The 18908-nt window shown below is 63.0% G+C and carries 22 protein-coding genes, 3 tRNA genes and 1 riboswitch; of the genes, 17 read left to right on the top strand and 8 right to left on the bottom strand.

From position 1 onward, the window contains the following. Positions 1-64 precede the first annotated feature (64 nt). Positions 65-256, top strand: a riboswitch (cyclic di-AMP (ydaO/yuaA leader). A 3-nt stretch (positions 257-259) separates the two neighbouring features. Then, positions 260-1048 carry an NlpC/P60 family protein gene (locus tag AB0N72_RS14925; protein ID WP_363931147.1) on the top strand — a complete coding sequence of 263 codons (789 nt, stop codon included), beginning with the start codon at positions 260-262 and terminating at the stop codon, positions 1046-1048. An 88-nt stretch (positions 1049-1136) separates the two neighbouring features. Here the strand turns inward: AB0N72_RS14925 and AB0N72_RS14920 are convergent, their stop codons facing one another. Further along, positions 1137-1817, bottom strand: coding sequence for an FAD-binding protein (locus AB0N72_RS14920; RefSeq protein WP_363931146.1), 681 nt, complete (start codon positions 1815-1817; stop codon positions 1137-1139). Positions 1818-2234: 417 nt separating this feature from the next. Between AB0N72_RS14920 and AB0N72_RS14915 the strand changes: the two genes are divergently transcribed. Further along, positions 2235-3272 (top strand): universal stress protein, encoded by a 1038-nt coding sequence (locus tag AB0N72_RS14915; RefSeq protein ID WP_363931145.1) that lies wholly within the window; start codon positions 2235-2237, stop codon positions 3270-3272. Positions 3273-3286: 14 nt separating this feature from the next. Beyond that, positions 3287-5989, top strand: a complete 2703-nt coding sequence (locus AB0N72_RS14910) for a PEP/pyruvate-binding domain-containing protein (protein WP_363931144.1) — start codon at positions 3287-3289, stop codon at positions 5987-5989. On the opposite strand, the gene AB0N72_RS14905 is transcribed toward AB0N72_RS14910, so the two are convergent. Both AB0N72_RS14905 and AB0N72_RS14900 read right to left on the bottom strand, forming a co-directional pair. Beyond that, positions 5986-6906, bottom strand: a complete 921-nt coding sequence (locus tag AB0N72_RS14905; RefSeq protein WP_363931143.1) for a cation diffusion facilitator family transporter — start codon at positions 6904-6906, stop codon at positions 5986-5988. The two genes, AB0N72_RS14910 and AB0N72_RS14905, sit on opposite strands and share 4 nt — an antisense overlap. A gap of 10 nt (positions 6907-6916) precedes the next feature. After that, positions 6917-7378, bottom strand: coding sequence for a metallopeptidase family protein (locus AB0N72_RS14900; protein ID WP_363931142.1), 462 nt, complete (start codon positions 7376-7378; stop codon positions 6917-6919). A gap of 90 nt (positions 7379-7468) precedes the next feature. On the opposite strand from AB0N72_RS14900, the gene AB0N72_RS14895 reads away from it, so the two are divergent. Continuing rightward, positions 7469-8392 (top strand): PfkB family carbohydrate kinase, encoded by a 924-nt coding sequence (locus tag AB0N72_RS14895; protein WP_363931141.1) that lies wholly within the window; start codon positions 7469-7471, stop codon positions 8390-8392. A gap of 8 nt (positions 8393-8400) precedes the next feature. Here the strand turns inward: AB0N72_RS14895 and AB0N72_RS14890 are convergent, their stop codons facing one another. Beyond that, positions 8401-9342 (bottom strand): DMT family transporter, encoded by a 942-nt coding sequence (locus AB0N72_RS14890; protein WP_363931140.1) that lies wholly within the window; start codon positions 9340-9342, stop codon positions 8401-8403. Between the two features lie 245 nt (positions 9343-9587). Here AB0N72_RS14890 and AB0N72_RS14885 point away from each other — a divergent pair. From AB0N72_RS14885 to AB0N72_RS14875, 3 genes are all read left to right on the top strand, one after another. After that, positions 9588-9660: transfer RNA gene (locus tag AB0N72_RS14885), tRNA-Glu, on the top strand. Positions 9661-9744: 84 nt separating this feature from the next. Continuing rightward, positions 9745-9818, top strand: a tRNA-Asp gene (locus AB0N72_RS14880). A gap of 46 nt (positions 9819-9864) precedes the next feature. Next, positions 9865-9940, top strand: a tRNA-Phe gene (locus AB0N72_RS14875). Positions 9941-10041: 101 nt separating this feature from the next. Here the strand turns inward: AB0N72_RS14875 and AB0N72_RS14870 are convergent. Beyond that, on the bottom strand, positions 10042-10218 hold the full coding sequence (locus AB0N72_RS14870) for a hypothetical protein (RefSeq protein ID WP_363931139.1): 177 nt from the start codon (positions 10216-10218) through the stop codon (positions 10042-10044). A gap of 9 nt (positions 10219-10227) precedes the next feature. On the opposite strand from AB0N72_RS14870, the gene AB0N72_RS14865 reads away from it, so the two are divergent. Then, positions 10228-10434 carry a glycerophosphodiester phosphodiesterase family protein gene (locus AB0N72_RS14865; RefSeq protein ID WP_363931138.1) on the top strand — a complete coding sequence of 69 codons (207 nt, stop codon included), beginning with the start codon at positions 10228-10230 and terminating at the stop codon, positions 10432-10434. Positions 10435-10444: 10 nt separating this feature from the next. Here the strand turns inward: AB0N72_RS14865 and AB0N72_RS14860 are convergent, their stop codons facing one another. Together AB0N72_RS14860 and AB0N72_RS14855 are read right to left on the bottom strand one after the other, a co-directional pair. Beyond that, positions 10445-11170, bottom strand: a complete 726-nt coding sequence (locus AB0N72_RS14860; protein ID WP_363931137.1) for a hypothetical protein — start codon at positions 11168-11170, stop codon at positions 10445-10447. A gap of 224 nt (positions 11171-11394) precedes the next feature. Next, positions 11395-12036, bottom strand: coding sequence for a DUF6318 family protein (locus tag AB0N72_RS14855; protein ID WP_363931136.1), 642 nt, complete (start codon positions 12034-12036; stop codon positions 11395-11397). A gap of 203 nt (positions 12037-12239) precedes the next feature. Between AB0N72_RS14855 and AB0N72_RS14850 the strand changes: the two genes are divergently transcribed. The 7 genes from AB0N72_RS14850 to AB0N72_RS14820 all read left to right on the top strand — a co-directional run bounded on the left by AB0N72_RS14850 (position 12240) and on the right by AB0N72_RS14820 (position 15844). Then, on the top strand, positions 12240-12728 hold the full coding sequence (locus AB0N72_RS14850; RefSeq protein WP_363931135.1) for a hypothetical protein: 489 nt from the start codon (positions 12240-12242) through the stop codon (positions 12726-12728). 97 nt (positions 12729-12825) lie between these two features. Next, positions 12826-13272, top strand: a complete 447-nt coding sequence (locus AB0N72_RS14845; protein ID WP_363931134.1) for an Asp23/Gls24 family envelope stress response protein — start codon at positions 12826-12828, stop codon at positions 13270-13272. After that, positions 13269-13460, top strand: coding sequence for a hypothetical protein (locus AB0N72_RS14840; RefSeq protein WP_363931132.1), 192 nt, complete (start codon positions 13269-13271; stop codon positions 13458-13460). The genes AB0N72_RS14845 and AB0N72_RS14840 overlap by 4 nt, the downstream gene beginning before the upstream one ends. Continuing rightward, positions 13457-13837: a hypothetical protein gene (locus tag AB0N72_RS14835; protein WP_363931130.1), complete on the top strand. Its 381-nt coding sequence runs from the start codon at positions 13457-13459 to the stop codon at positions 13835-13837. The genes AB0N72_RS14840 and AB0N72_RS14835 overlap by 4 nt, the downstream gene beginning before the upstream one ends. Next, a complete protein-coding gene (locus tag AB0N72_RS14830) occupies positions 13834-14481 on the top strand; it encodes a DUF6286 domain-containing protein (protein WP_363931129.1) in 648 nt (215 codons plus the stop codon). Before AB0N72_RS14835 ends, AB0N72_RS14830 begins: the two co-directional genes overlap by 4 nt. Then, positions 14478-15089 carry a hypothetical protein gene (locus tag AB0N72_RS14825; RefSeq protein WP_363931128.1) on the top strand — a complete coding sequence of 204 codons (612 nt, stop codon included), beginning with the start codon at positions 14478-14480 and terminating at the stop codon, positions 15087-15089. The genes AB0N72_RS14830 and AB0N72_RS14825 overlap by 4 nt, the downstream gene beginning before the upstream one ends. A 68-nt stretch (positions 15090-15157) precedes the next feature. After that, positions 15158-15844 (top strand): DNA alkylation repair protein, encoded by a 687-nt coding sequence (locus AB0N72_RS14820; RefSeq protein ID WP_363931127.1) that lies wholly within the window; start codon positions 15158-15160, stop codon positions 15842-15844. Positions 15845-15849: 5 nt separating this feature from the next. Here AB0N72_RS14820 and AB0N72_RS14815 read toward each other — a convergent pair whose 3' ends face one another. After that, entirely contained in the window at positions 15850-16251 is a 402-nt protein-coding gene (locus tag AB0N72_RS14815) for a helix-turn-helix transcriptional regulator (protein ID WP_363931126.1), read from the bottom strand. Between the two features lie 255 nt (positions 16252-16506). Here AB0N72_RS14815 and AB0N72_RS14810 point away from each other — a divergent pair, with 255 nt between their 5' ends. Next, the gene (locus AB0N72_RS14810) at positions 16507-17799 is read left to right on the top strand and encodes an ABC transporter substrate-binding protein (protein ID WP_363931125.1); all 1293 of its coding nucleotides are present in this window, start codon (positions 16507-16509) and stop codon (positions 17797-17799) included. Positions 17800-17938: 139 nt separating this feature from the next. Further along, complete coding sequence (locus tag AB0N72_RS14805; RefSeq protein WP_281450644.1) at positions 17939-18907, top strand: sugar ABC transporter permease; 969 nt, start codon at positions 17939-17941, stop codon at positions 18905-18907. The last annotated feature ends 1 nt before the right edge of the window (position 18908 follow it).

Raw genomic sequence — 18908 nt, 5'->3', positions numbered from 1 at the left:
GGCGGGATCATCGCGTACGGTGGTACCTGTGCCTGTTCCACGTAGCGGGCACTTCCGGCCTGATTGCCTAGCTCTGCCGCAGTCCGGAATCCGTTCGCAGACAAACCTACGGCAGAGACGGGGAACCCATTTTGGGCCGCTTTCGAGCGTGCCTTGGGGTGAAGTCACGAAGCTTCCGCTGAACAGCGGGAGATAGTGGCCGGGTGACTCCCATCCGAATCCGACAGCTAACCTCGCAGGCATCGGGAGAGGCTCTTTCATGTCTTCACGCATTCTTCGCGGCCGTCGTAAGGCGGACAGCGTACGTCCTAATCCGTTCATCTCCATCTCCAAGGCAGTTGCCAGCAACGCTTCCGGCGCAGGCCGCCAGGCAGCCGTTATCGCAGCAGCTTCGGGCCTCGTCCTGACCGGCTCCGTAGCTGCCCACGCAGCTGAGGCTCCGGTACAGCGCGACTCCAGCCCCGCCACGGTCGCCGAGACCGCCGCCAGCGAGGCTCCCACCAAGGTTGTAACCGCCCTGGCCACGGCCACCGTCAACTTCGAGCGTCCTGCTGTTGCTTCGGTCGCAGCTCCGGTCATCGAAAAGCCGGCCCCCGTTGTTGAGGCCCCCGTGGCCAAGACTGCTACCGTCGCTGCTGCTGCGGCTCCTGTTGCCGCCCAGGCCGCAGTTGCTGCCCCGGCTGTTGCCCCGGCCGCTGCCGCTCCGGTAGCTGCAGCTCCTGCTGCCGGCGGCGTCAACGCTGCCATGGTTGCCTCGGCTTACGCCCAGATCGGCATCATGCAGGACTGCACCGCCATGGTTGAGCGGGCCCTCGGTTCCGCCGGCATCCCGGTGGGCGACCTCGCACCCATGCAGTTCCTGAACTACGGCAAGGTTGTCAGCGACCCCCAGCCCGGCGACATGATCGTCCAGTCCGGCCACGTTGCCATCTACATCGGCAACGGCCAGGCAATCAGCGGTGGCATCAACGGCAACCAGACGGGCATCCACCCGATCAGCTGGTTGACCGCAACGGGTCCCATCACCTACGTACGCGCTGGCGCATAAGCCTCACGCTTCAACGCAAAGGCCGGTGTCTCCGAAGACAGGATCTTCGAAGGCACCGGCCTTTGGGCTTTGAACGCGGTTTGGCAGGTTAGGCGATGGCGATGCCGGGGCCGCCGTGAACGGCCACCTTGGAGGAGATTGCCTGGCCCACTGCCTTGGCCTGCCGCAGGACTTCCTTGGGGCTGGGCGTGATGAGTTCGCCCACGCCCACGAGATGCATTCCCACCGCCCTCATCGCAGAAGCCAGGTTCTGTCCCACGGCGATTCCAAGTTCGGCCAGCATCCGGCGCAGTTGGCTTTGGGCGCAGCGCGTCACCACAATGTGGTCTGCCAGGAGGAGTCCGTTGGCAGTGTGGACAGCCCACTGGCGTGGAGTGGATTCAAGGGGACCGGAGGCGTGCGGCCCGTTACGGGTCATGCTCGCAGCGAGCCCGTAGCCCATGTGCTGGGAAGGGTCCGCGCCCAGGAAATCCAGGCGGACGGCCCTTGTGGTGTTGCGGACGTCGAGGTGGTGGCTGGCGGCGTAGTTGCGCAGGTGGCGGAGAATCTCGTTGCGTTCCTGGATGGACGCGGGATCGGTGACCTCGCAGCGTTGAAGCATCCCGGTATGGACGGCTGGGCCGGAGGCCGACAGGGCGCCGAAGCCATCGACCACTATGGAGCCCACGCCGTAGCGGCTGAGTTCACTGGCAACTGCCAAACCGGACAAACCGGCTCCTATGACCACGGTGGTAGTGCGTTCCGTGCCGGAATCAGGCGCGTGTGACACTGCTTGGTTCCTCCTTGACGTGTGTGCCTTGTGGCATCGCGTGGGATCGCGTCCGAGTTCCCCAAGCGGCCGCAAATAAATGGCCGGAGTGTGCTGTTGGACACGTTCACCGGCCATTCGGTGACTCGAACACTACCGAACTTTTTCACCCATGGATAGCCTCTCCCGGCAGCGTGTTTGGTGCGTTCATCAGGAGCGCAAGATACGCCGTCGGGAACCGAGCCCCGACTGTTATGCACATAGCGCCACCCCGCCTTGATTCGGTCCTGTCGACCGAGAATAGTGGGCATTGGACGGAGAAATTCCAGATTCCTCCGGCCCCGGCCATTGACAATGGAGCCACCAGGGAATCCGATGCGGAAAACCTCTGGCAGAATGGCCGGAACATCAAGCAGTAGGTGGAGAGGCGGGCCCCAAATGGACCAGCACGGCAGACACAGTGAAGAGCCACGGGATGACGAGGGCCTGACGGTAGAACCGGGCGGCATCGTCGTTGGAGTGGACGGTTCGGAACACGGGCAGTGCGCCTTGGTGTGGGCCGCGCGGGAGGCAGAACGCAGGCAGCTTCCGCTGCACATCGTCACGGCCTACTCGGTTCCCATTTTTGCCGCGTCCGGACTGGATGGCGGCTACGCAACCGTGGACGATTCGGTCATCCGCGAGGGCGCAGAAGCCATTGTCCAGCAGGCCATGGACAAGGTCTCCAAGTATTCCATCGACGTCGATGCTTCCGTCGAGAACGGTGACGCCGCGGGTGTACTGCTGGATCTTTCCGCGGAAGCCGCGCTCCTGGTGTTCGGCAGCCGTGGCCGTGGTGGATTTGTGGGCCGGTTGCTCGGATCAGTCAGCAGCGCCTTGCCCGCCCACGCCAAGTGCCCCACAGTTACGGTTCCGCTGTACTGTGCCGATCGCCTTGGCGAGAACACCGAGGACAGGCACATCAAGGCGGAGCACGCCAAATCCGGCCCCCGTGTCGTGGAAAACGTGGTCGCCGTGGGCGTCGACGGCTCAGAGCAGGCGCGTGTTGCCGTGCTCGAAGCAGCTGAGCAGGCCCAACGCATGGGTGCCAAGCTCCGCGTTATTTGTGCTGTGCCGCAGTACAGCGGTTCGCTTGCCTGGGTGCCTGCCCCCTTGGACCGGGACGCTCTGTTCGCCGACATCAAGGTTCAGCTCGAAGCTGGCGTTGCGTGGTTGAAGAGCCATTTCCCGCAGCTGGCCATCGAGACGGAACTCAGGGATGGTTCTCCTGTTGACGTTCTGGTGGAAACGAGCCGCAGCGTGGAATTGGTGGTCCTGGGCACGCGGGGCCGCGGTGGATTTGCGGGCATGCTGTTGGGCTCCACCTCGGACGGCGTCCTGCACCACGCCAAGGGGCCGGTGCTGGTTGTTCCCGACCGGGAGGACCCGCGGCTGGCCGATCGCGATAAGTTTGGGCCGATGCTCGGCGCGGCGTAGGAAACGGGCCACCGGTGTTCACGCTGGACCTCACGGACATCCGGGGGCACATGCTTCCCCAGGTTGGTGGCAAAGCTGCCAACCTGGGCGAGCTGGCCAGCGCCGGATTGCCTGTGCCCCCAGGCTTCTGCCTGACGACGGATGCCTACCGGCGTGCATTGTCCACCAGTGGCCTTGATGGGGTCTGCGAGGTCTTGGAGTCGACCGACACAGCTGACCTGGACGTGCTGAACCGGCTCGCCGCGCAGGCGCGTTCGCTGGTGCTCGACGCCGGCCTCCCACCCGACATCGCAGAAGCGGCACGGTCCGCCTATGAGGCGCTGGGGGACGACGTTCCGGTCGCGGTCAGGTCCTCGGCAACAGCCGAAGACCTGCCTTTCGCCAGCTTCGCCGGCCAGCAGGACACCTTCCTGAACGTGGTGGGCGCCGAACACGTCCTGGATGCCGTAGGCCGCTGCTGGGCTTCCCTTTGGACTGACCGTGCGGTGACGTACCGGGCAACCAACGGCATCGACCACGCGTCCGCGGCTTTGGCTGTCGTCATCCAGGTGATGGTGGATTCCGTAGCTGCAGGAGTCATGTTTACGGCCAATCCTGTGACGGGCACAAGGTCTGAAGCCGTGATCGATGCGAGCCCGGGTTTGGGGGAAGCCGTGGTGTCCGGCGCCGTGAATCCGGATCAGTACGTTGTGGACTTGGCCAGCGGCGCAATCGTCAAACGCACCTTGGGCGACCGGAAGGTGGAGATCCGGTCGCTGCCGGGTGGCGGCACGCAACGGATAGAACCTTCCCACCAGGACGAGCGCGGGGATACAGGGATCCAACCCTGCCTCAATGACCAGCAGATCAGGGAGCTGGCGGCACTGGGCCGTTTGGTGGAGAAGCACTATGGGGCTCCACAGGACACCGAGTGGGCACTGGACGCCGACGGAACACTGTGGCTGACCCAGGCCCGGCCCATCACCACCCTCTACCCGCAAACCACACGCATACCTCCGTCTCCGGGCGTCCATGCCTTCTTGAACTTCAGCCTCGCGCAGGGCCTCACGCGGCCGCTGACGCCCATGGGCCTGGCCGGAATCCGGCTCATAGCCTCGTGTGTTGCGCGAACCGCGGGTTTCGCCGTCCCGGATCCCCGGTCGGGGCCGCCGCCCTACTATGAGGCGGGCCAGCGCATCTTCTTCGATCTGACGTCGGTGCTGCGCAGCAGGGTCGGCCGGAAGATCGTGCCACGGGTCTTTGACATCATGGAAGCCCGGTCCGCAATGTTGATGCGGGGCTTGTTCGACGACCCCCGCTTCACGGTGACCAACAAGACGCCACTGAAACTCATCCGTCACGTGGCTCCCGTGGCCGCCAAGTACCGCGTTCCCGAGCAACTGTTCCGGGGCTTGTTCCGCCCGGATGCCGCCCTGCGGCGGGTAGAGCGGCTCAGCGCGGACCTCCGGAAAGCCATCACCGTCCCTGCGCAAGCCACCCCCCATCAGCAGATAGTCCACGTCCAGAGAATTCTTGGCGAGGAACTCTTTGCCGCGGTGCCGCAGGTGTTGCCGCTTCCGGTCCTCGGTTTTGCGCTGCTGGCACTCGTGGGCCGCATGCTTGGCGAGCAGGCATCGTACGACGAACTTCAGACCGTGATCCGCGGGCTGCCAAACAACGTCACCACGGAGATGGACCTCGCTCTGTGGCAGTTGGCCTCGCAGATCCGCGAAGTTCCCGACGCCGTTGCCTCCATGGAGGGCCAGACGGCGGAAACGCTCGCGGAACGGTATCGGGACGGCGAATTGCCTGCGGCCGCGCAGTCCGGGGTGGCCGCGTTCCTCGGCACGTTCGGGCACCGTGCCGTTGCTGAGATTGACCTTGGCATGCCGCGCTGGGCGGACGATCCCACCCACATCTTCGGAGTTCTCGCCAACTATCTGAGGCTGCAGCCCGGAGCCGGCGACCCCAACCAGCAGTTTCGCAAGGCGGCCGACGAAGCCGACGAACAGGTGGCAAGGTTCATCGCTCGCGCCCGGGCCATCAGCCCACTCCATGCGGTAGTAGTGCGCACGGCCTTGGACCGGACCCGGAGGTTCGCCGGCTTGCGCGAGCTGCCCAAGTACAACCTCGTGCTGGGACTGGCCGCGGCACGGGAGCAGTTGCTGCTGGTCGGGACAGAACTGGCAGCATCACAACGGATCGAGCAACCGGAGGACGTCTTCTTCCTGGACTTGGATGCGGTGGAAAATGGGTTGGCCGGCGCGGATCTGCGTGACGCCGTAGCCGGACACAGGGCCGCTTACGAACAGGAACTGCGGCGCAGGCACATTCCCCGGATGCTGTTGTCCGATGGCACGGAACCTGAGGCGACAGTCGCGGCCAACGCGGGACAACGCCCGGGCACCCTGTCCGGAAGCCCGGCGTCGACAGGTCTGGTGACCGCGGCTGCGCGGGTCATCATGGACCCTGTGGGAGCCCATTTGGAACCCGGCGAGATCCTCGTGGCCCCGTCCACGGACCCAGGGTGGACGCCTCTGTTCCTCACGGCCGGAGGCCTGGTCATGGAGATGGGCGGACCCAACTCGCATGGCGCCGTGGTGGCGCGTGAGTACGGGATCCCTGCCGTGGTCGGAGTCCCGGACGCCACCACCCGGCTAACTACCGGCCAGCTCATCACAGTGGATGGGGCGGCCGGGACGGTCAGCACTGAAAGCCGGGAAGGCGTGGCCCCTTAGGCATGCTGGTGTGACTCGTGCTCGGAGTGGCTGACGGGCTCCAACTGGAACGTGCAGTGCTCAGTGTCGAAATGCCGTCCAAGGCAGGAGCCCAACTGGTCCAGGATGCTGTCCGCCCCGCTGGCATTGAGGACCTCGTCTTCCACCACCACATGGGCCGAGAAAACAGGTACCCCTGAAGTGATGGTCCAGATGTGGATGTCATGGGCTTCCACCACCCCGTCAACAGCCATGATGTGCTCGCGGATCATGTTCACGTCCACGCCCTTGGGAGTGGCCTCAAGGAGCACGTCCACCACGTCGCGGAGCAGATGCCAAGCCCGCGGAATGATCATCAGGGCGATCAGGACGGAGGCAATGGGGTCGGCCGCTGAGAACCCGGTGGTCATGATGACGATCGCAGCCACAATGACGGCGATCGAGCCCAGAAGGTCGCCCAGGACCTCAAGATAGGCGCCCCGGACATTGAGGCTTTCCTTTTGGGCGCCCTGCAGGATCAGCAGCGAAACAAGGTTGGCCACGGCCCCCAGGATGGCTGCCCAGAGCATCACATCAGTGTGGATCTCGGTGGTTTCGCCGAAGCGCCGGATAGCTTCGATCATGATCACGACAGCGATCACGATGAGAATCAACGCATTGGCCAAGGCGGCCAGGACCTCTGCCCGCTGGTAGCCGTAGGTCCGCTGGTCACTGGCAGGACGGGTGGCGATCCATGCTGCCATGAGTGCAATGAAAACGCCTGCGGCGTCGGAGAGCATATGTCCGGCATCAGCCAACAGAGCCAGCGAACCCGAGACGACGGCGCCGATCACCTGGATGCCCACCACGGCCAAGGTGATGCCCAGGACGGCTATCAGGCGTTTCCGGTGCTTGCCGGTTGCAGTGACGCCGTGCGAGTGGTTGTGATCATGCCCCATGCATACAAGGCTAGCCCCAGCCGAGCTCATGCAGGCGGTCGTCGTCTATCCCGAAGTGGTGCGCGATCTCGTGGACCACCGTGATGGCTACCTCGTCAATGACTTCCTGCCGGCTGCCACAGATGTTCAAAATAGGTTGTCGAAAAATGGTGATCCGGTCCGGCAGGGAGCCGGCATCCCACCAGGAGTCGCGTTCGGTCAACGGGACGCCCTCGTACAATCCCAGCAGTACGGTGTCCGGATCTTCGCCGGGCTGCGGGGTGTAATCGTCCTCTATGAAAATCGCCACATTGTCCATGGCGCGGGCGGCCTTGGCCGGAATCAGCTGCAAAGCATCGCTGACTGCTTCCTCAAAATCCTCAGGGGACATCCGGAAGGAAGGGCGGTGCGCGGCGCCAGGCTCCGGCAACCGCGAAAAGGGGCGCTCGCCGTCGGGAACGATAGGAAGTCCGGGAGGAAGATTCGCGGGCATGACTCGACTTTAGTCTCCCGCGGCAGTATTGGCGCCCTGCGCGATAGGGGATACTGAACTCAGTCCCTTTCCGATAGACACAGGAACCGCATGACTTCCACCGCTTCCCCCTTGTCTGAACCCCTCGACGTCGTCGTTGTGGGTGAGGCGTTGATCGACATCGTGCAGTCGCCCGACGGGCAGGCCGAATACCCCGGCGGCTCGCCCACCAACGTTGCTTATGGGCTGGGCCGGTTGGATGTGAAGGCCGGCCTTTTGACGGCGATCGGCAGGGACCAGCGCGGTGACGCAATTGCCGCGCACCTCCAGAGCGCTGGCGTGGTGCTGTTGCCCGGCTCCCAATCGATGGGAAAGACCGCGACGGCGACGGCCCGGATAGCTGCCGACGGCTCGGCCGCGTACACCTTCGACATTGAGTGGGCCCTGGCGCCCCTTGCCCTCCCGTACGCGCCGCGGATCCTTCACACCGGTTCCATCGCCACGTTCCTTGAGCCCGGGGCCGGGGTGGTCCGGAGTCTGCTGGAGCAGGCGCAGGGTGGTCCCATGGTCACCTACGATCCCAACATCCGCACCGATCTCCTGGGCAGCCACCACGAGGCGCTCGGATTGTTTGAGGAGATAGTGCCGTTGACGGATGTCGTCAGGATGAGTGCCTCGGATGCCCACTGGCTTTATCCGGGCAAGGCCCTGGAGGATATCGCAAGCCATCTGCTGGCGCTCGGAACCACTTTGGCGGTCATGACGGAAGGCGCGAGGGGTTCACTTATGGCCACCCGCCATATACAGATCCGAGTCCGCGCCGTCCCGTCCACCGTGGCCGACACCATCGGCGCCGGTGATTCGTACATGTCCGCACTCATCATGGGCCTCTTGCTGCGCGGCAGCGACGGACTTGCGCCAACAGTGCTTGAACGGATCGGGAACATCGCATCGATGGCTGCGGCCATTACGGTGGGGCGTCCGGGCGCCAATCCGCCCACGCACCGCGAGCTCCTGGCGGAGATGGCCCGCTAGGGCCAGGGTCAGCGCGTCCGGCGACGCGTGAGTCCAACGCCCACCAGGCACACCACGCCACCGATCAGCCCCCAGATGGTGGGGACTTCCTGCAGGACCGCCCAGGAGATCAGAATTGTCGTGCCCGGGACCAAGTAGGTTGTGGCTGCCAGTTTTCCGGCCGAGATCAGTGAGAGCGCGTAAGCCCAGGTAGTGAAGGCGATGGCGGTGGGGAAGATGCCCAAGTACACCAGGCCGAGCGTTGCCGGAAGGGGTGCGGCTTGAACCTCTGCGACCAATTGACCCGTCCACGGCAGGCAGCAGACAGCACCAACCATGATGCCGAACCAGGTTGCCTGGCCTGCCGTGAACTTCCGGAGTACGGGCTTCTGCAGGATCGCGCTTACTGAGGCGAGCACAGCGGCAAGGAGGCACAACAGCACCCCGGCCACGTCCGCCGTCGAACGCTGCCCCGAACCCAAGGCGATCATCGCGACGCCGCAGAAAGCTACGCCGCTGCCGATCAGCAGCCACCTCGGGAAGCCCTCCTTCAGGAAGATTCCGGCCAGAATGGCGATGAGGATGGGTGAGACGTTGATCAGCATGGCGCTGGTGCCGGCGTCGAGCATGTGTTCTGCGGCGTTCAAGGCGACGTTGTAGCCGCCGAACCACATCACCCCGTAAGCCACGATCGGCAGCCATTCCCGGCCCTTTGGCCAGACTTTCAGCGTCGGCAGCACTACGATCCCAAGCACGACGGCGGCAACCGCCAACCGTCCCAGCGTCAGGGAGCCGGGGGAGAAGCTGGGGCCGACAGCCCGGATGCCCACGAAGGCCGAAGCCCAAAGGACCACGGTGATGATGACGGCCGCTATGCCGGTTTTGCTGATGGCAGCTCCGGGCGCGGGGGTGGTGCGCGGGGGCATGCCGGGGGTTGGCTGGCCGGGTTCGGCCGGGGAAGTGGTTGTCATGTGCCAAATCTATCCGGGCATCGGCCAGGAGGGCTGGCGGTTTTCGGACGCGTCAGGACAAGATCCTGCCAATGTTTGGGGGTGGCTTGCGATGGACGCCCGAGGGGTCTTCGAAGGCCCGCAGACCTCGATTTGGGAATATCGCTATCTATGCTCTAAAGTTTTAGAGTCCAGTTCGGACGAGCGAGACACGGAAAGAACGCGTAAAGCGTCCCTTTTCTTTGCAAAATCCGAATTGAGTTCAGGCCCCCATCGTCTAGCGGCCTAGGACACCGCCCTTTCACGGCGGCGGCACGGGTTCGAATCCCGTTGGGGGTACGCAAGGAAGTGGTAAATCGGATGAAAAAAGTCTGGTAAGCTAGAAGCCTTGAAAAAAACGCGGTAGAGATACTGCAAACGCAAGGCCCTGTAGCGCAGTTGGTTAGCGCGCCGCCCTGTCACGGCGGAGGTCGCGGGTTCAAGTCCCGTCAGGGTCGCTCTGAGCGCCGAAGAAATTCGGTTCTCAAGGTGACATGTCACCTAGGCTCTGTAGCTCAGTTGGTAGAGCGTTCGACTGAAAATCGAAAGGTCACCGGATCGACGCCGGTCGGAGCCACCACTGGGAAGCATCAGTTCTTCGGAACTGGTGCTTTTCTTCTTTAACACTGTTTAAAAGGCGACGTCGGTACCCAGCCGGGTGCCGACGTCGCCTGCTGTTTCCTAGGACTTGAGCTTCGGCTTCACGTCCTTTGTATAGATCGCTTCCAATGCGCTTTTTAGCCCGGTGAGGGTTTCCCTGACGTCAGCCTTCTCGTTCATGATCTTGGTGGCGGCCTTCGCAAGTTCCTGGTCGCCGCCGGGAAGGAACGTCCGCGCGTAATCCTGGGTCCTGGTCACCTTCAACTTGTGGCCACGGCCCACGCTGTCGGCTTGAAAGTGTTTCCGTGGACGCTGACCACTTCGGAGCAAATCACTGAAGCGGTCGGACTGGGAGTAGACGGAATATGCGTCAACGATGTCGCCTTGGCGAGGGACACATTGGAGCGCCTGGGGCAGGCGGTCCCTGAATCCCGCCCGATACGTTTTCCGATGCTGGAGAATCCGGCCTCTTGAATTGTTTCCCTTAGCCGGGTTCTGTTCCGGGGCAGCCCCAGGAGTTGGGGTTTTGGTCGCAGGTGTCGGCGACGAGGGCTCGTTGTGTTTTCCAGACCTGGATGGTGATCGCTGGTGTGGTCAGGGTGAGGGTTCCGTTGATGGGTAGGGGTGGGCCGTTGTTGACGGAGTAGGTGCCGGTGAAGGTGGTGGTGGCGGTGGCGGGGTAGTTGCCGGTGTCTGTGTAGGCGTGGCTGGTGCGGGTTTGGTTGGTGAGCCATTCGGTGTTGGGGATGGGGTATCCGGTGGCGGGTGTGGGTCCGAGGGTGGTGCCGTCGCCGAAGGTGTAGGTGTGGTTGGTGGGCGTGGCGGTGAGATGAACGGCCTGTCCGAGGATGGTGAGGTCGAAGGTTTGGGCGGTGGCGGTGGTGTAGAAGTTGGTGGGTCCTCCTTTGAGGGTGTGGGGGAAGGGTTGGGCTTGGAGGGTTCCTGGGTTGATGGGGAGTTGGCGGAAGTCGTTGAGGATGCGGGCGGCGATGTTGGCGAGGGTGTTGTCGGGTTGGGGGTCGTAGAGGCAGGTCGGGCCGGTGATGGGGATCCAGTCGGTCCAGCCGGGGTTGGTGATTGCTTTGGGGGCTTCTTTCCAGATGACGGGGGTGCCTTCTTGGCCGCCGGGTGTTTTCGGCGGGCAGGTCAAGACGTCGCAGCCTGGGTCTTTGGTGTCTGGCCCATCGGCACGGCAGTGGGTATCGGCCATGTACTGGTTCGGATCCTCCGTGGCGGGCGAGGTGCCGGCCCTCGGGGTGGATGTGCCGGTTTCGGGGTTAAAGATAAACGTGCCGCCGACTGTCAGCGCGGTTTCGCCGCGCCCGACACTGAGTTGGCCTCCGTCATCACTTGCAGAATATGCGGAAAGGGGACTCCCACAGATGGCGTGAATAAGAAGTGCCAGAAGCAGTCCAACACGTATGACCTTCATCGTCAGCCAACAATCAGTCCATTGTTTACGACCATCCACGAGCCGCCCGTGAATCTCACAAAGACCGCCTCAGCAATGTTCGAGGAGGGGGTAGTCTCCCTGCCTTGAGTGCCATCGGCGTTGAAGTACTGGATTCCGCTTTGAATGACCTGGACTTTGGCCTCCTGGGTAGTCGCATCCTCTGTCCAGTTGACTTCAATAACTGGCGTCGAGATCTGTCCCCCGACCATCCACCTCCCATCGGAGTAATTTCGTTCAAGGGCCTTCTTATAGGTGGCCGCAAGCGTGTTCGAAGTATCGGTGGTCTGTAGCCACGGTTCGAGATCACCCGTCTCAGTCGCGTAAGAGTAGGTCGCGTACCAGTACCCAATAAACGCCTCCAACCCCGCCTTTGAGTTCTCCCTCGCCAGCTCAGGCATCACGGGAACCGGCACATTCTGTGCCTTCCCCTTCGCATCAGCGGGTTTGTAAGCACCCGGGGTGCCCGAAGTAGCCGAAGTCGCCGGAGACGAGACGCTCAAGGTGGGCGACGCCGTCGTCGTGCTTGTCTCCGAGGGGCCCGCACCCGGTGACCCGCCTTGGCAACCACTAAGGAGCAAAGCGGCCAGAAGGGACGACAAAAAGGCAGACGAAAGGCGTGACATGGCTAGCTCCCCAACAGCTGTTTCAAGTGGTGTGTCGGCCAGTCTAGGCGTGGCATTCAGCCGTCTCCCAGCCTGGAATTGGCTCTTGTGGATAACTCGTCCTCTCTGGCCTCAAACCGGCGGTCGAAGTATTCTTGGCTCGCTAGCTTGTCTTCGCACGCATCCACTTGGGGGAAATCATGGTCACCTTGAAACGCTCACGCATGTCCATTTCCAGTCGTTTCGCAGCCGCTGCCGGTCTCGTCGCAATGTTGACGCTGAGCGCTTGCTCTTCACCGTCGCCTGCCGCACAGAACACGCCTGCGGCGTCGTCCGAGGCACCTGCTGCCGAGGTGGGTTCAAGCTCGGCCTCGGCAACTGCCCCCAGCGCGGACGCAACAACGGGAACCGGCGGTGTTTATGGCCAGTTCACGTCCATGTCGGAGGCCTGCCTGTCCGTAAGCGCCAGCATGCTCAGCGTCACCATCCTCCCCTTGGCTGCCATGACCGGCGGGAATCCCGAAGACATCCAGAAAGCCAAGGACGAGCTGTCCAAGATGCAGGGCAAGGTACCGGAAGAGCTGAAGCCGTCGTTCGAGAAGCTCAGGACCTTCACGGAGTCAGCGGGATCGGACTTCAGCAAGTATGGCGACGGCCAGTTCGAGGAACTGATGAAGCCCATCCAGGTGTGGACGGAGAAGAACTGCTCCTAGCCTCACAGCCGCACGCCCTCCCGGCGCGCTGCACCCCTTGTCTCCAAAGCGTCGTGGCTAGACGCTAGGGTGGTATTCAAGAGAAGGGGAGTGCTCCATGGAAGTCCAGAACGTGCAGCCGGATCCTGTACCCGGGGTTGAAATCCCCGGTACCGGACGCACCATCATCTCCGAGGCAGCAGTGGCGAAGGTGGCGGGCATCGCTGCCCGCACTGTGCCCGGCGTCTATTCCTTGGGGTCCGGCCCTTCCCGGGCGCTCGGCGCGATCCGTGACGCCGTCGGCAGTTCAGACCACGCCGCGGGTGTCCGCGCCGAGGTGGGCGAAACCCAGGTGGCCGTGGATATCACGCTGCTGGCGCTGTACGGCCATCCTTTGCATGGCGTCGCCAACCAGGTTCGGGCTGCCGTGTACCGGGCGGTCGAAGAACTCGTGGGCCTGCAGGTCATTGAAGTGAACATCGAGATCACCGACGTCTTCATTGCCCCGCCAGCCAAACAGCCCGGAGCCAAGACCGTCGTGGTTGAAAGGGAGGCACTCCAGTGAGCATGACCGTGGTGGGGATCGCGATCGGAGCCTTCGTGGCGTTCATGTCGTTCTCGTTCGGGCTGTGGGGCTTCGTGATCTCGCTGCTTTTCATGGGGATCGGAGCACTTTTGGGGCGGGCCGCTGACGGAAAACTGGATCTCCGAAGCGTCATTGACGCCATTACGGGCCGGCGCTCTTCGTCATGAGCGTGGCTGAGGCTGTGGACTACACCACCAGCCTGGCCGGCCACAACCGGATCAGTACCCAGGCTTTGACTTCCCTGGCCCGCGCCGCTGCCGCCGAGGCGCTCGGTGTTGAGGCCAGTGACATCCGCGCAGATTGGACGGACGACGACGGCCTGCTGGCTTTGTCGATCGTCGCACCCATCAGCGTGCCCGCTTTAACTGAAGTGCTGCGGGATCCCAGACGTGTCCAAGGTTTTGGGGGATCCATTTGGGACCGTGCGGTGGCGGCCAAGGCCAGCGTCCTGGAGTCGGTCACCCGGCTCAGCGGTTCCCGGCTCAGCAGGGTGGACATCAGGATCAGCGGGGCCCACGTCAGGGAGGGAGGCCGGGTTCGATGACACAGGATCAGGAAACAGAGAAGTTCTTGGCCGTCGGCCCGGACCACGGCGCCTCACCGGTGGCAGGTGAAGATCCGGAAATGAGCCGGATTCTCCGTCGCGAGACCCATTCATCGCGGGCCGCCGCCTCCGTCATCGCTGCGGTGCTGGTGATCGTCCTCTGCGTGTATGCGTTGCTGGAGGCAGGGGTCCGGGCTGTCGGCCAGCCGCCTTGGCTGGTTGATCCCACCACAGCTGCGGAACGGATCATCGCCCTTCCGGAGGGCATCTCGTCGCTCCTGCTCGGGGCCAGCGGTGCCGTGATCGCCATGGTGGGCCTTTTCTTCTTCCTTCAGGCTGTGTTGCCGGGAAGGCGCGCGCGCCATTTACTCCGGGACCCGCGTACCGCCGTCGTAGTTGATGACGAAGTGCTGGCCTCTGCGCTGGCCCGTCGTGCGCGGACGGCTGCCAATGTTACCCAGGAGCAGGTAATGGTGGTGGTCTCCCGTCAGATGGTGGCAGTCAACGTGCGGCCGACGTCGGGAAGCCGGGTGAGCCAGGAAGCAGTGCTTACAGCGGTGCAGGCTGAACTTGAGGAAATGTCGCCGGTCCCCATGCCCACTGTGCGGGTCAACCTGGCCTCGTCAGGGGTGATCGGGGCATGAACGGGACACCACGGGCCCTGAACCGGGTATTGCTGTTCATTATCGGGATAAAACTCCTGGCCGTAGGTCTTTTGCTTGTACTGCTGGCTACCGTCCCGGCGGTGGCTTCCTGGTGGCATGGGTGGTCTGCCGGGGTCTGGACCGGAGCGGAAAACGCCTTCAGGCAGACGCGTTTCCCCGGCCGGGAAGAGAGCTGGCTGTGGATCGTGGCAGGAGCGGTCCTGGTGGCCATCATCGTCGCCATGATTGCCTGGCTGTCACAGCAGGGCAAGGGACGGGCCAACCTCCTGGTATCCAGTGATGACGACAGCGACGTCGACGGCGAAGTCAGGATCGGAGGTGGCGTGGCTGAGCAAGCGCTGAGAGCCGCGTTGGCCGAGAGAACCGACCTTGCCGGGGCGTCGGTAGCGACGTACGAATTCAGGGGCCGGCCAGGTCTTCGCATTCGGATTCAACCTCGGCAAGGTGTTGCCCCGCACCTCCTTGCAGCTGAGGTCTCGCAACTGGTTGAAGCACTGGATCTGGTCATCGGCCAGAAGACGCCAGTGCTTGTCCACATGGTCTCCGGGGCGCGATCCCGGTTCACCAAGGCCGAACGGGTCCGGTGACGATGCTGGTCGCCGGGCTGCTCAAGGGCGGAAAATAGTCGCTGCCAACTGACAGGCAGGAGAAGGTAATGGCTGGATCAAATGTGCTGGACCCGTCCGTGGGCGGCCTCATGGCGGAGCTTGCTGCCCTGGAGGATCCCCGCGCCCGCGAGGTAAATGAGAAGCACGGCGATGATCACGGGGTGAACCTCGGCAAACTTCGGGCTATCGCCAAACGGCTCAAGGTGCAGCCGGATCTTGCCCGGGAACTGTGGGCCACTAGCGACACTGCTGCGCGCCTCCTGTCAGTCCTGATCTGCCGCCCCAAGGCGTTCGGGCACGACGAACTCGATGGCATGCTTCGGGAGGCCCGGACGCCCAAGGTGCACGACTGGCTGGTGAACTATGTGGTCAAGAAGAGTCCCCACGTCGAGGATCTGAGGGTGGCATGGTTTGCTGACCCTGATCCCGTGGTGGCGAGCGCCGGGTGGGCCCTGACCTCGGAACGTGTGGTCAAAAAGCCGGAAGGCCTGGACCTGGCGAAACTGCTGGACACTATTGAGGCGGAAATGAAGGGCGCTCCGGACCGCTTGCAGTGGGCGATGAATACCTGCCTCGCGCAAGTCGGTATTGAACACGCGGAGTTCCGGTCCCGGGCACTGAACATTGGGGAGCGTTTGGAAGTGCTGAAGGACTATCCGACGCCGCCAAACTGTACGTCCCCGTTTGCGCCCATCTGGATCAATGAAATGGTCAGGCGCCAAGCGGGCGCTTAGGCCATTCAGCCCCTGTTGCGGTGCATCATCCGGTAGGTGAGCTCTGCGAGGAGTTCCTCATCCGAGAGGTGCGAAGCACGGGCCACCGGGGCTGCCGGAACGGCAACGCGGGGTGGACCCTGCCGTGAGTCGTCGCTGGAGCGCATGTCGTCCGGCGTGATCATGTCCGGTGCGAAGTTCGATTTTCCTTTGAGGACCTCGGACACCGCTCCGGCCCGCCAGCCCAGGGCATGCTCGAGCTTGCGCTGGTTGATTTCCTGCGTGCGGCGCGTGCCTGACTCCAGCGTGCGCACTGTCTTGATGGCAGTTCCTGCCTGCTTGGCCAACTGCACTTGGCTGAGACCTTGGGCGAGGCGCTCCTCTTTGATGAGCCGTCCAATGGTCTGCAATGCTTCGAGTTCATCCACACTTCCCACTGTTCCATAGGTAATACTGGGCAAACAAATCGAGGTCACTGCAAGTCGGTCCGCAAGGGCCCCGCATCGCCCTTAAAAACAGCCCTCCCGCAGGCCTGAAAGCGGAAATTATCAGGCTACTTTGTATCGTTGTGGTTACGGCGCGTGTAAGCGCTTGCATTTTGCTTCATGTCGTGACTATTGTGAGCCTCACCACATCAACCGCACCGCGGAAAAACCTGGTCCACTCACCGAGGAGTTCCCAGCATGAAATCCAAAAAGTTCCTGCTTCCGGCAGCTGTCGCCGGAGTCCTGGCTCTGTCCCTGACCGCCTGTGGTGGCGGCGGGGGTGGCGGCGGCACCAGTTCCGGAGGTGCCAGCGGCGACGCAGCCAACAACCTTGACGGCCGCGGGCCGATCACCTACGTCCAAGGCAAGGACAACAGCAACGTTGTCCGGCCGCTCATCGAAAAGTGGAACGCGGCGCACCCGAACGAGAAGGTTACGTTCAAGGAGCAGTCCGACCAGGCCGACCAGCAGCACGATGACCTGGTCCAGAACTTCCAGGCCAAGAACGCCAACTACGACGTCATGAGCGTAGACCTGATCTGGGTTGCTGAGTTTGCAGCCAAGGGCTGGCTGCAGCCGCTCAAGGACAAGACCGCAATCTCCACGGACGGCATGCTCGAGTCCACGGTCAAGAGCGCCACGTACAACAACACCCTCTACGCAGCTCCGCAGAGCTCGGACGGTGGCATCCTCTACTACCGCGGCGACTTGGTGCCCAACCCGCCCAAGACGTGGGACGAGATGATGAAGATGTGCGACATCGCCAAGCAGAACAACATTGGCTGCTACGCCGGCCAGTTCCAGAAGTACGAAGGCCTCACCGTGAACGCGGCCGAAGCCATCAACTCTGCAGGCGGCAAGATCGTCGATGATTCCGGCAAGGCAGCCGTGAATTCAAGTGAAGCCAAAGCCGGCCTCACCAACCTGGTGAACGCATACAAGGATGGCAACATCCCCACGGAAGCAATCACCTTCCAGGAAGAGCAGGGACGCCAGGCGTTTGAGGCCGGCAAGCTCCTCTTCCACCGCAACTGGCCCTACGTGTACAACCTGGCAAAGACCGATGGTTCGTCCACTGTGAAGGACACGTTCAAGATGGCACCCCTCCCGGGCAAGGACGGCCCCGGTGCCTCCTCGCTGGGTGGCCACAACATCGCCATGAGCGTCTACTCCAAGAACAAGGCAACGGTTGCTGACTTCATCAAGTACATCACCAGCGAAGAAACCCAGCGCTTCTACGCCACGCAGGGCTCCTTGGCTCCTGTCCTGACCAAGCTGTACGACGATCAGGAACTCGTAACCAAGCTGCCGTACCTGCCGGTGCTGAAGACGTCCATCGAGAACGCGGTTCCGCGCCCCGTGACCCCGTTCTACCCCGCCGTCACCAAGGCTGTGCAGGACAACGCCTACGCCGCCCTCAAGGGAGAGAAGACCGTGGACGCGGCAATCTCCGACATGCAAGCGGCTATTGAGTCGGCCGGAGCTAAGTAACCACCCGGGCTTCAGTCCGGCTGCCTGTCCCTGAGGGGCGGGCAGCCGGACTGCCGGCCACGGCCTTCTCCCTGACAGGAGTCTTGACATGTCAACAGAACTACAAAAACCAGACGCGACGGCGGCTGCCGGACATACGATGCCGAGTCGCGAAAGCGCCGATCGGAAGCAACTCACGCAGGGACGCTGGGCGTACACACTCCTGGCGCCATCGCTCATTCTGCTGGCGGTTGTGATCATCTACCCGGTGCTCAACGCAATCATCATGTCCTTCCAGAAGGACTCCGGCCTCGACCCCGCAACAGGCTTCTTCTCTGAAGGTGGTCCGGCCGGATTTGAAAACTACACGCACTGGTTGCTGCAGCAATGCACGGCACCCGGTGGCGGCTCGGTTGCCTGCCCGCCGGGAACACTCGGAGCCCAGTTCTGGGACTCCATGGGCACTACGTTCTTCTTCACGGTTGTCACCGTGGCATTTGAAACAGTTCTTGGCTTCTGGATGGCAATCATCATGGCCCGCGCCTTCCGCGGCCGCAGCCTGATCCGTGCAGCTGTCCTGGTGCCGTGGGCCATCCCCACGGCCGTGACCGCCAAGCTCTGGTTCTTCATCTTCGCCTTCGAAGGCATCGCCAACAAGCTGTTCGGAACCCAGATCCTGTGGACTGGTTCGGAGTGGCCGGCCAAGTGGGCGATCATCATTGCCGACGTCTGGAAGACCACGCCCTTCATGGCGCTCCTGATCCTGGCAGGCCTGCAATTGATTCCCGACGAGGTCTACGAAGCCGCCAAGGTTGACGGTGCGTCAACGTGGCAGCGGTTCCGCTTGATCACGCTTCCGCTGGTGAAGCCGGCGCTGATGGTGGCCATCCTGTTCCGTGTGCTGGACGCCCTGCGCATGTACGACCTCCCGGCCATCATGACCCAGGGTGCGAACGGCACCACAACGCTGTCCATCCTGGTGGTCCAGCAAATCAGGCAAGGGTTCAATACGGCGGCGGCGCTATCGACCATCACATTCCTGGTGATCTTCCTTGTGGCCTTTATCTTCGTACGATTCCTCGGAGCCAATGCCGTGGACGCAGCCACATCTTCCGGAAAGGCGAAGTGAG

This window comes from Paenarthrobacter sp. NPDC089307 (assembly GCF_040685055.1).
In the GTDB taxonomy this organism is placed as follows: Bacteria; Actinomycetota; Actinomycetes; order Actinomycetales; family Micrococcaceae; genus Arthrobacter.
The sequence above is the reverse complement of the archived record's forward strand: the minus strand, read 5'-3'. Positions and strand labels throughout refer to the sequence as shown.

Coding starts and splice junctions, on each gene's coding strand:
- AB0N72_RS14825 (WP_363931128.1), top strand. CDS start 14,478: ATGAACGGGACACCACGGGCCCTGAACCGGGTATTGCTGTTCATTATC.
- AB0N72_RS14845 (WP_363931134.1), top strand. CDS start 12,826: ATGGAAGTCCAGAACGTGCAGCCGGATCCTGTACCCGGGGTTGAAATC.
- AB0N72_RS14900 (WP_363931142.1), bottom strand. CDS start 7,378: ATGCCCGCGAATCTTCCTCCCGGACTTCCTATCGTTCCCGACGGCGAG.
- AB0N72_RS14925 (WP_363931147.1), top strand. CDS start 260: ATGTCTTCACGCATTCTTCGCGGCCGTCGTAAGGCGGACAGCGTACGT.
- AB0N72_RS14805 (WP_281450644.1), top strand. CDS start 17,939: ATGCCGAGTCGCGAAAGCGCCGATCGGAAGCAACTCACGCAGGGACGC.
- AB0N72_RS14915 (WP_363931145.1), top strand. CDS start 2,235: ATGGACCAGCACGGCAGACACAGTGAAGAGCCACGGGATGACGAGGGC.
- AB0N72_RS14860 (WP_363931137.1), bottom strand. CDS start 11,170: ATGGCCGATACCCACTGCCGTGCCGATGGGCCAGACACCAAAGACCCA.
- AB0N72_RS14905 (WP_363931143.1), bottom strand. CDS start 6,906: ATGGGGCATGATCACAACCACTCGCACGGCGTCACTGCAACCGGCAAG.
- AB0N72_RS14810 (WP_363931125.1), top strand. CDS start 16,507: ATGAAATCCAAAAAGTTCCTGCTTCCGGCAGCTGTCGCCGGAGTCCTG.
- AB0N72_RS14850 (WP_363931135.1), top strand. CDS start 12,240: ATGTCCATTTCCAGTCGTTTCGCAGCCGCTGCCGGTCTCGTCGCAATG.
- AB0N72_RS14890 (WP_363931140.1), bottom strand. CDS start 9,342: ATGACAACCACTTCCCCGGCCGAACCCGGCCAGCCAACCCCCGGCATG.
- AB0N72_RS14820 (WP_363931127.1), top strand. CDS start 15,158: ATGGCTGGATCAAATGTGCTGGACCCGTCCGTGGGCGGCCTCATGGCG.
- AB0N72_RS14895 (WP_363931141.1), top strand. CDS start 7,469: ATGACTTCCACCGCTTCCCCCTTGTCTGAACCCCTCGACGTCGTCGTT.
- AB0N72_RS14855 (WP_363931136.1), bottom strand. CDS start 12,036: ATGTCACGCCTTTCGTCTGCCTTTTTGTCGTCCCTTCTGGCCGCTTTG.
- AB0N72_RS14835 (WP_363931130.1), top strand. CDS start 13,457: ATGAGCGTGGCTGAGGCTGTGGACTACACCACCAGCCTGGCCGGCCAC.
- AB0N72_RS14830 (WP_363931129.1), top strand. CDS start 13,834: ATGACACAGGATCAGGAAACAGAGAAGTTCTTGGCCGTCGGCCCGGAC.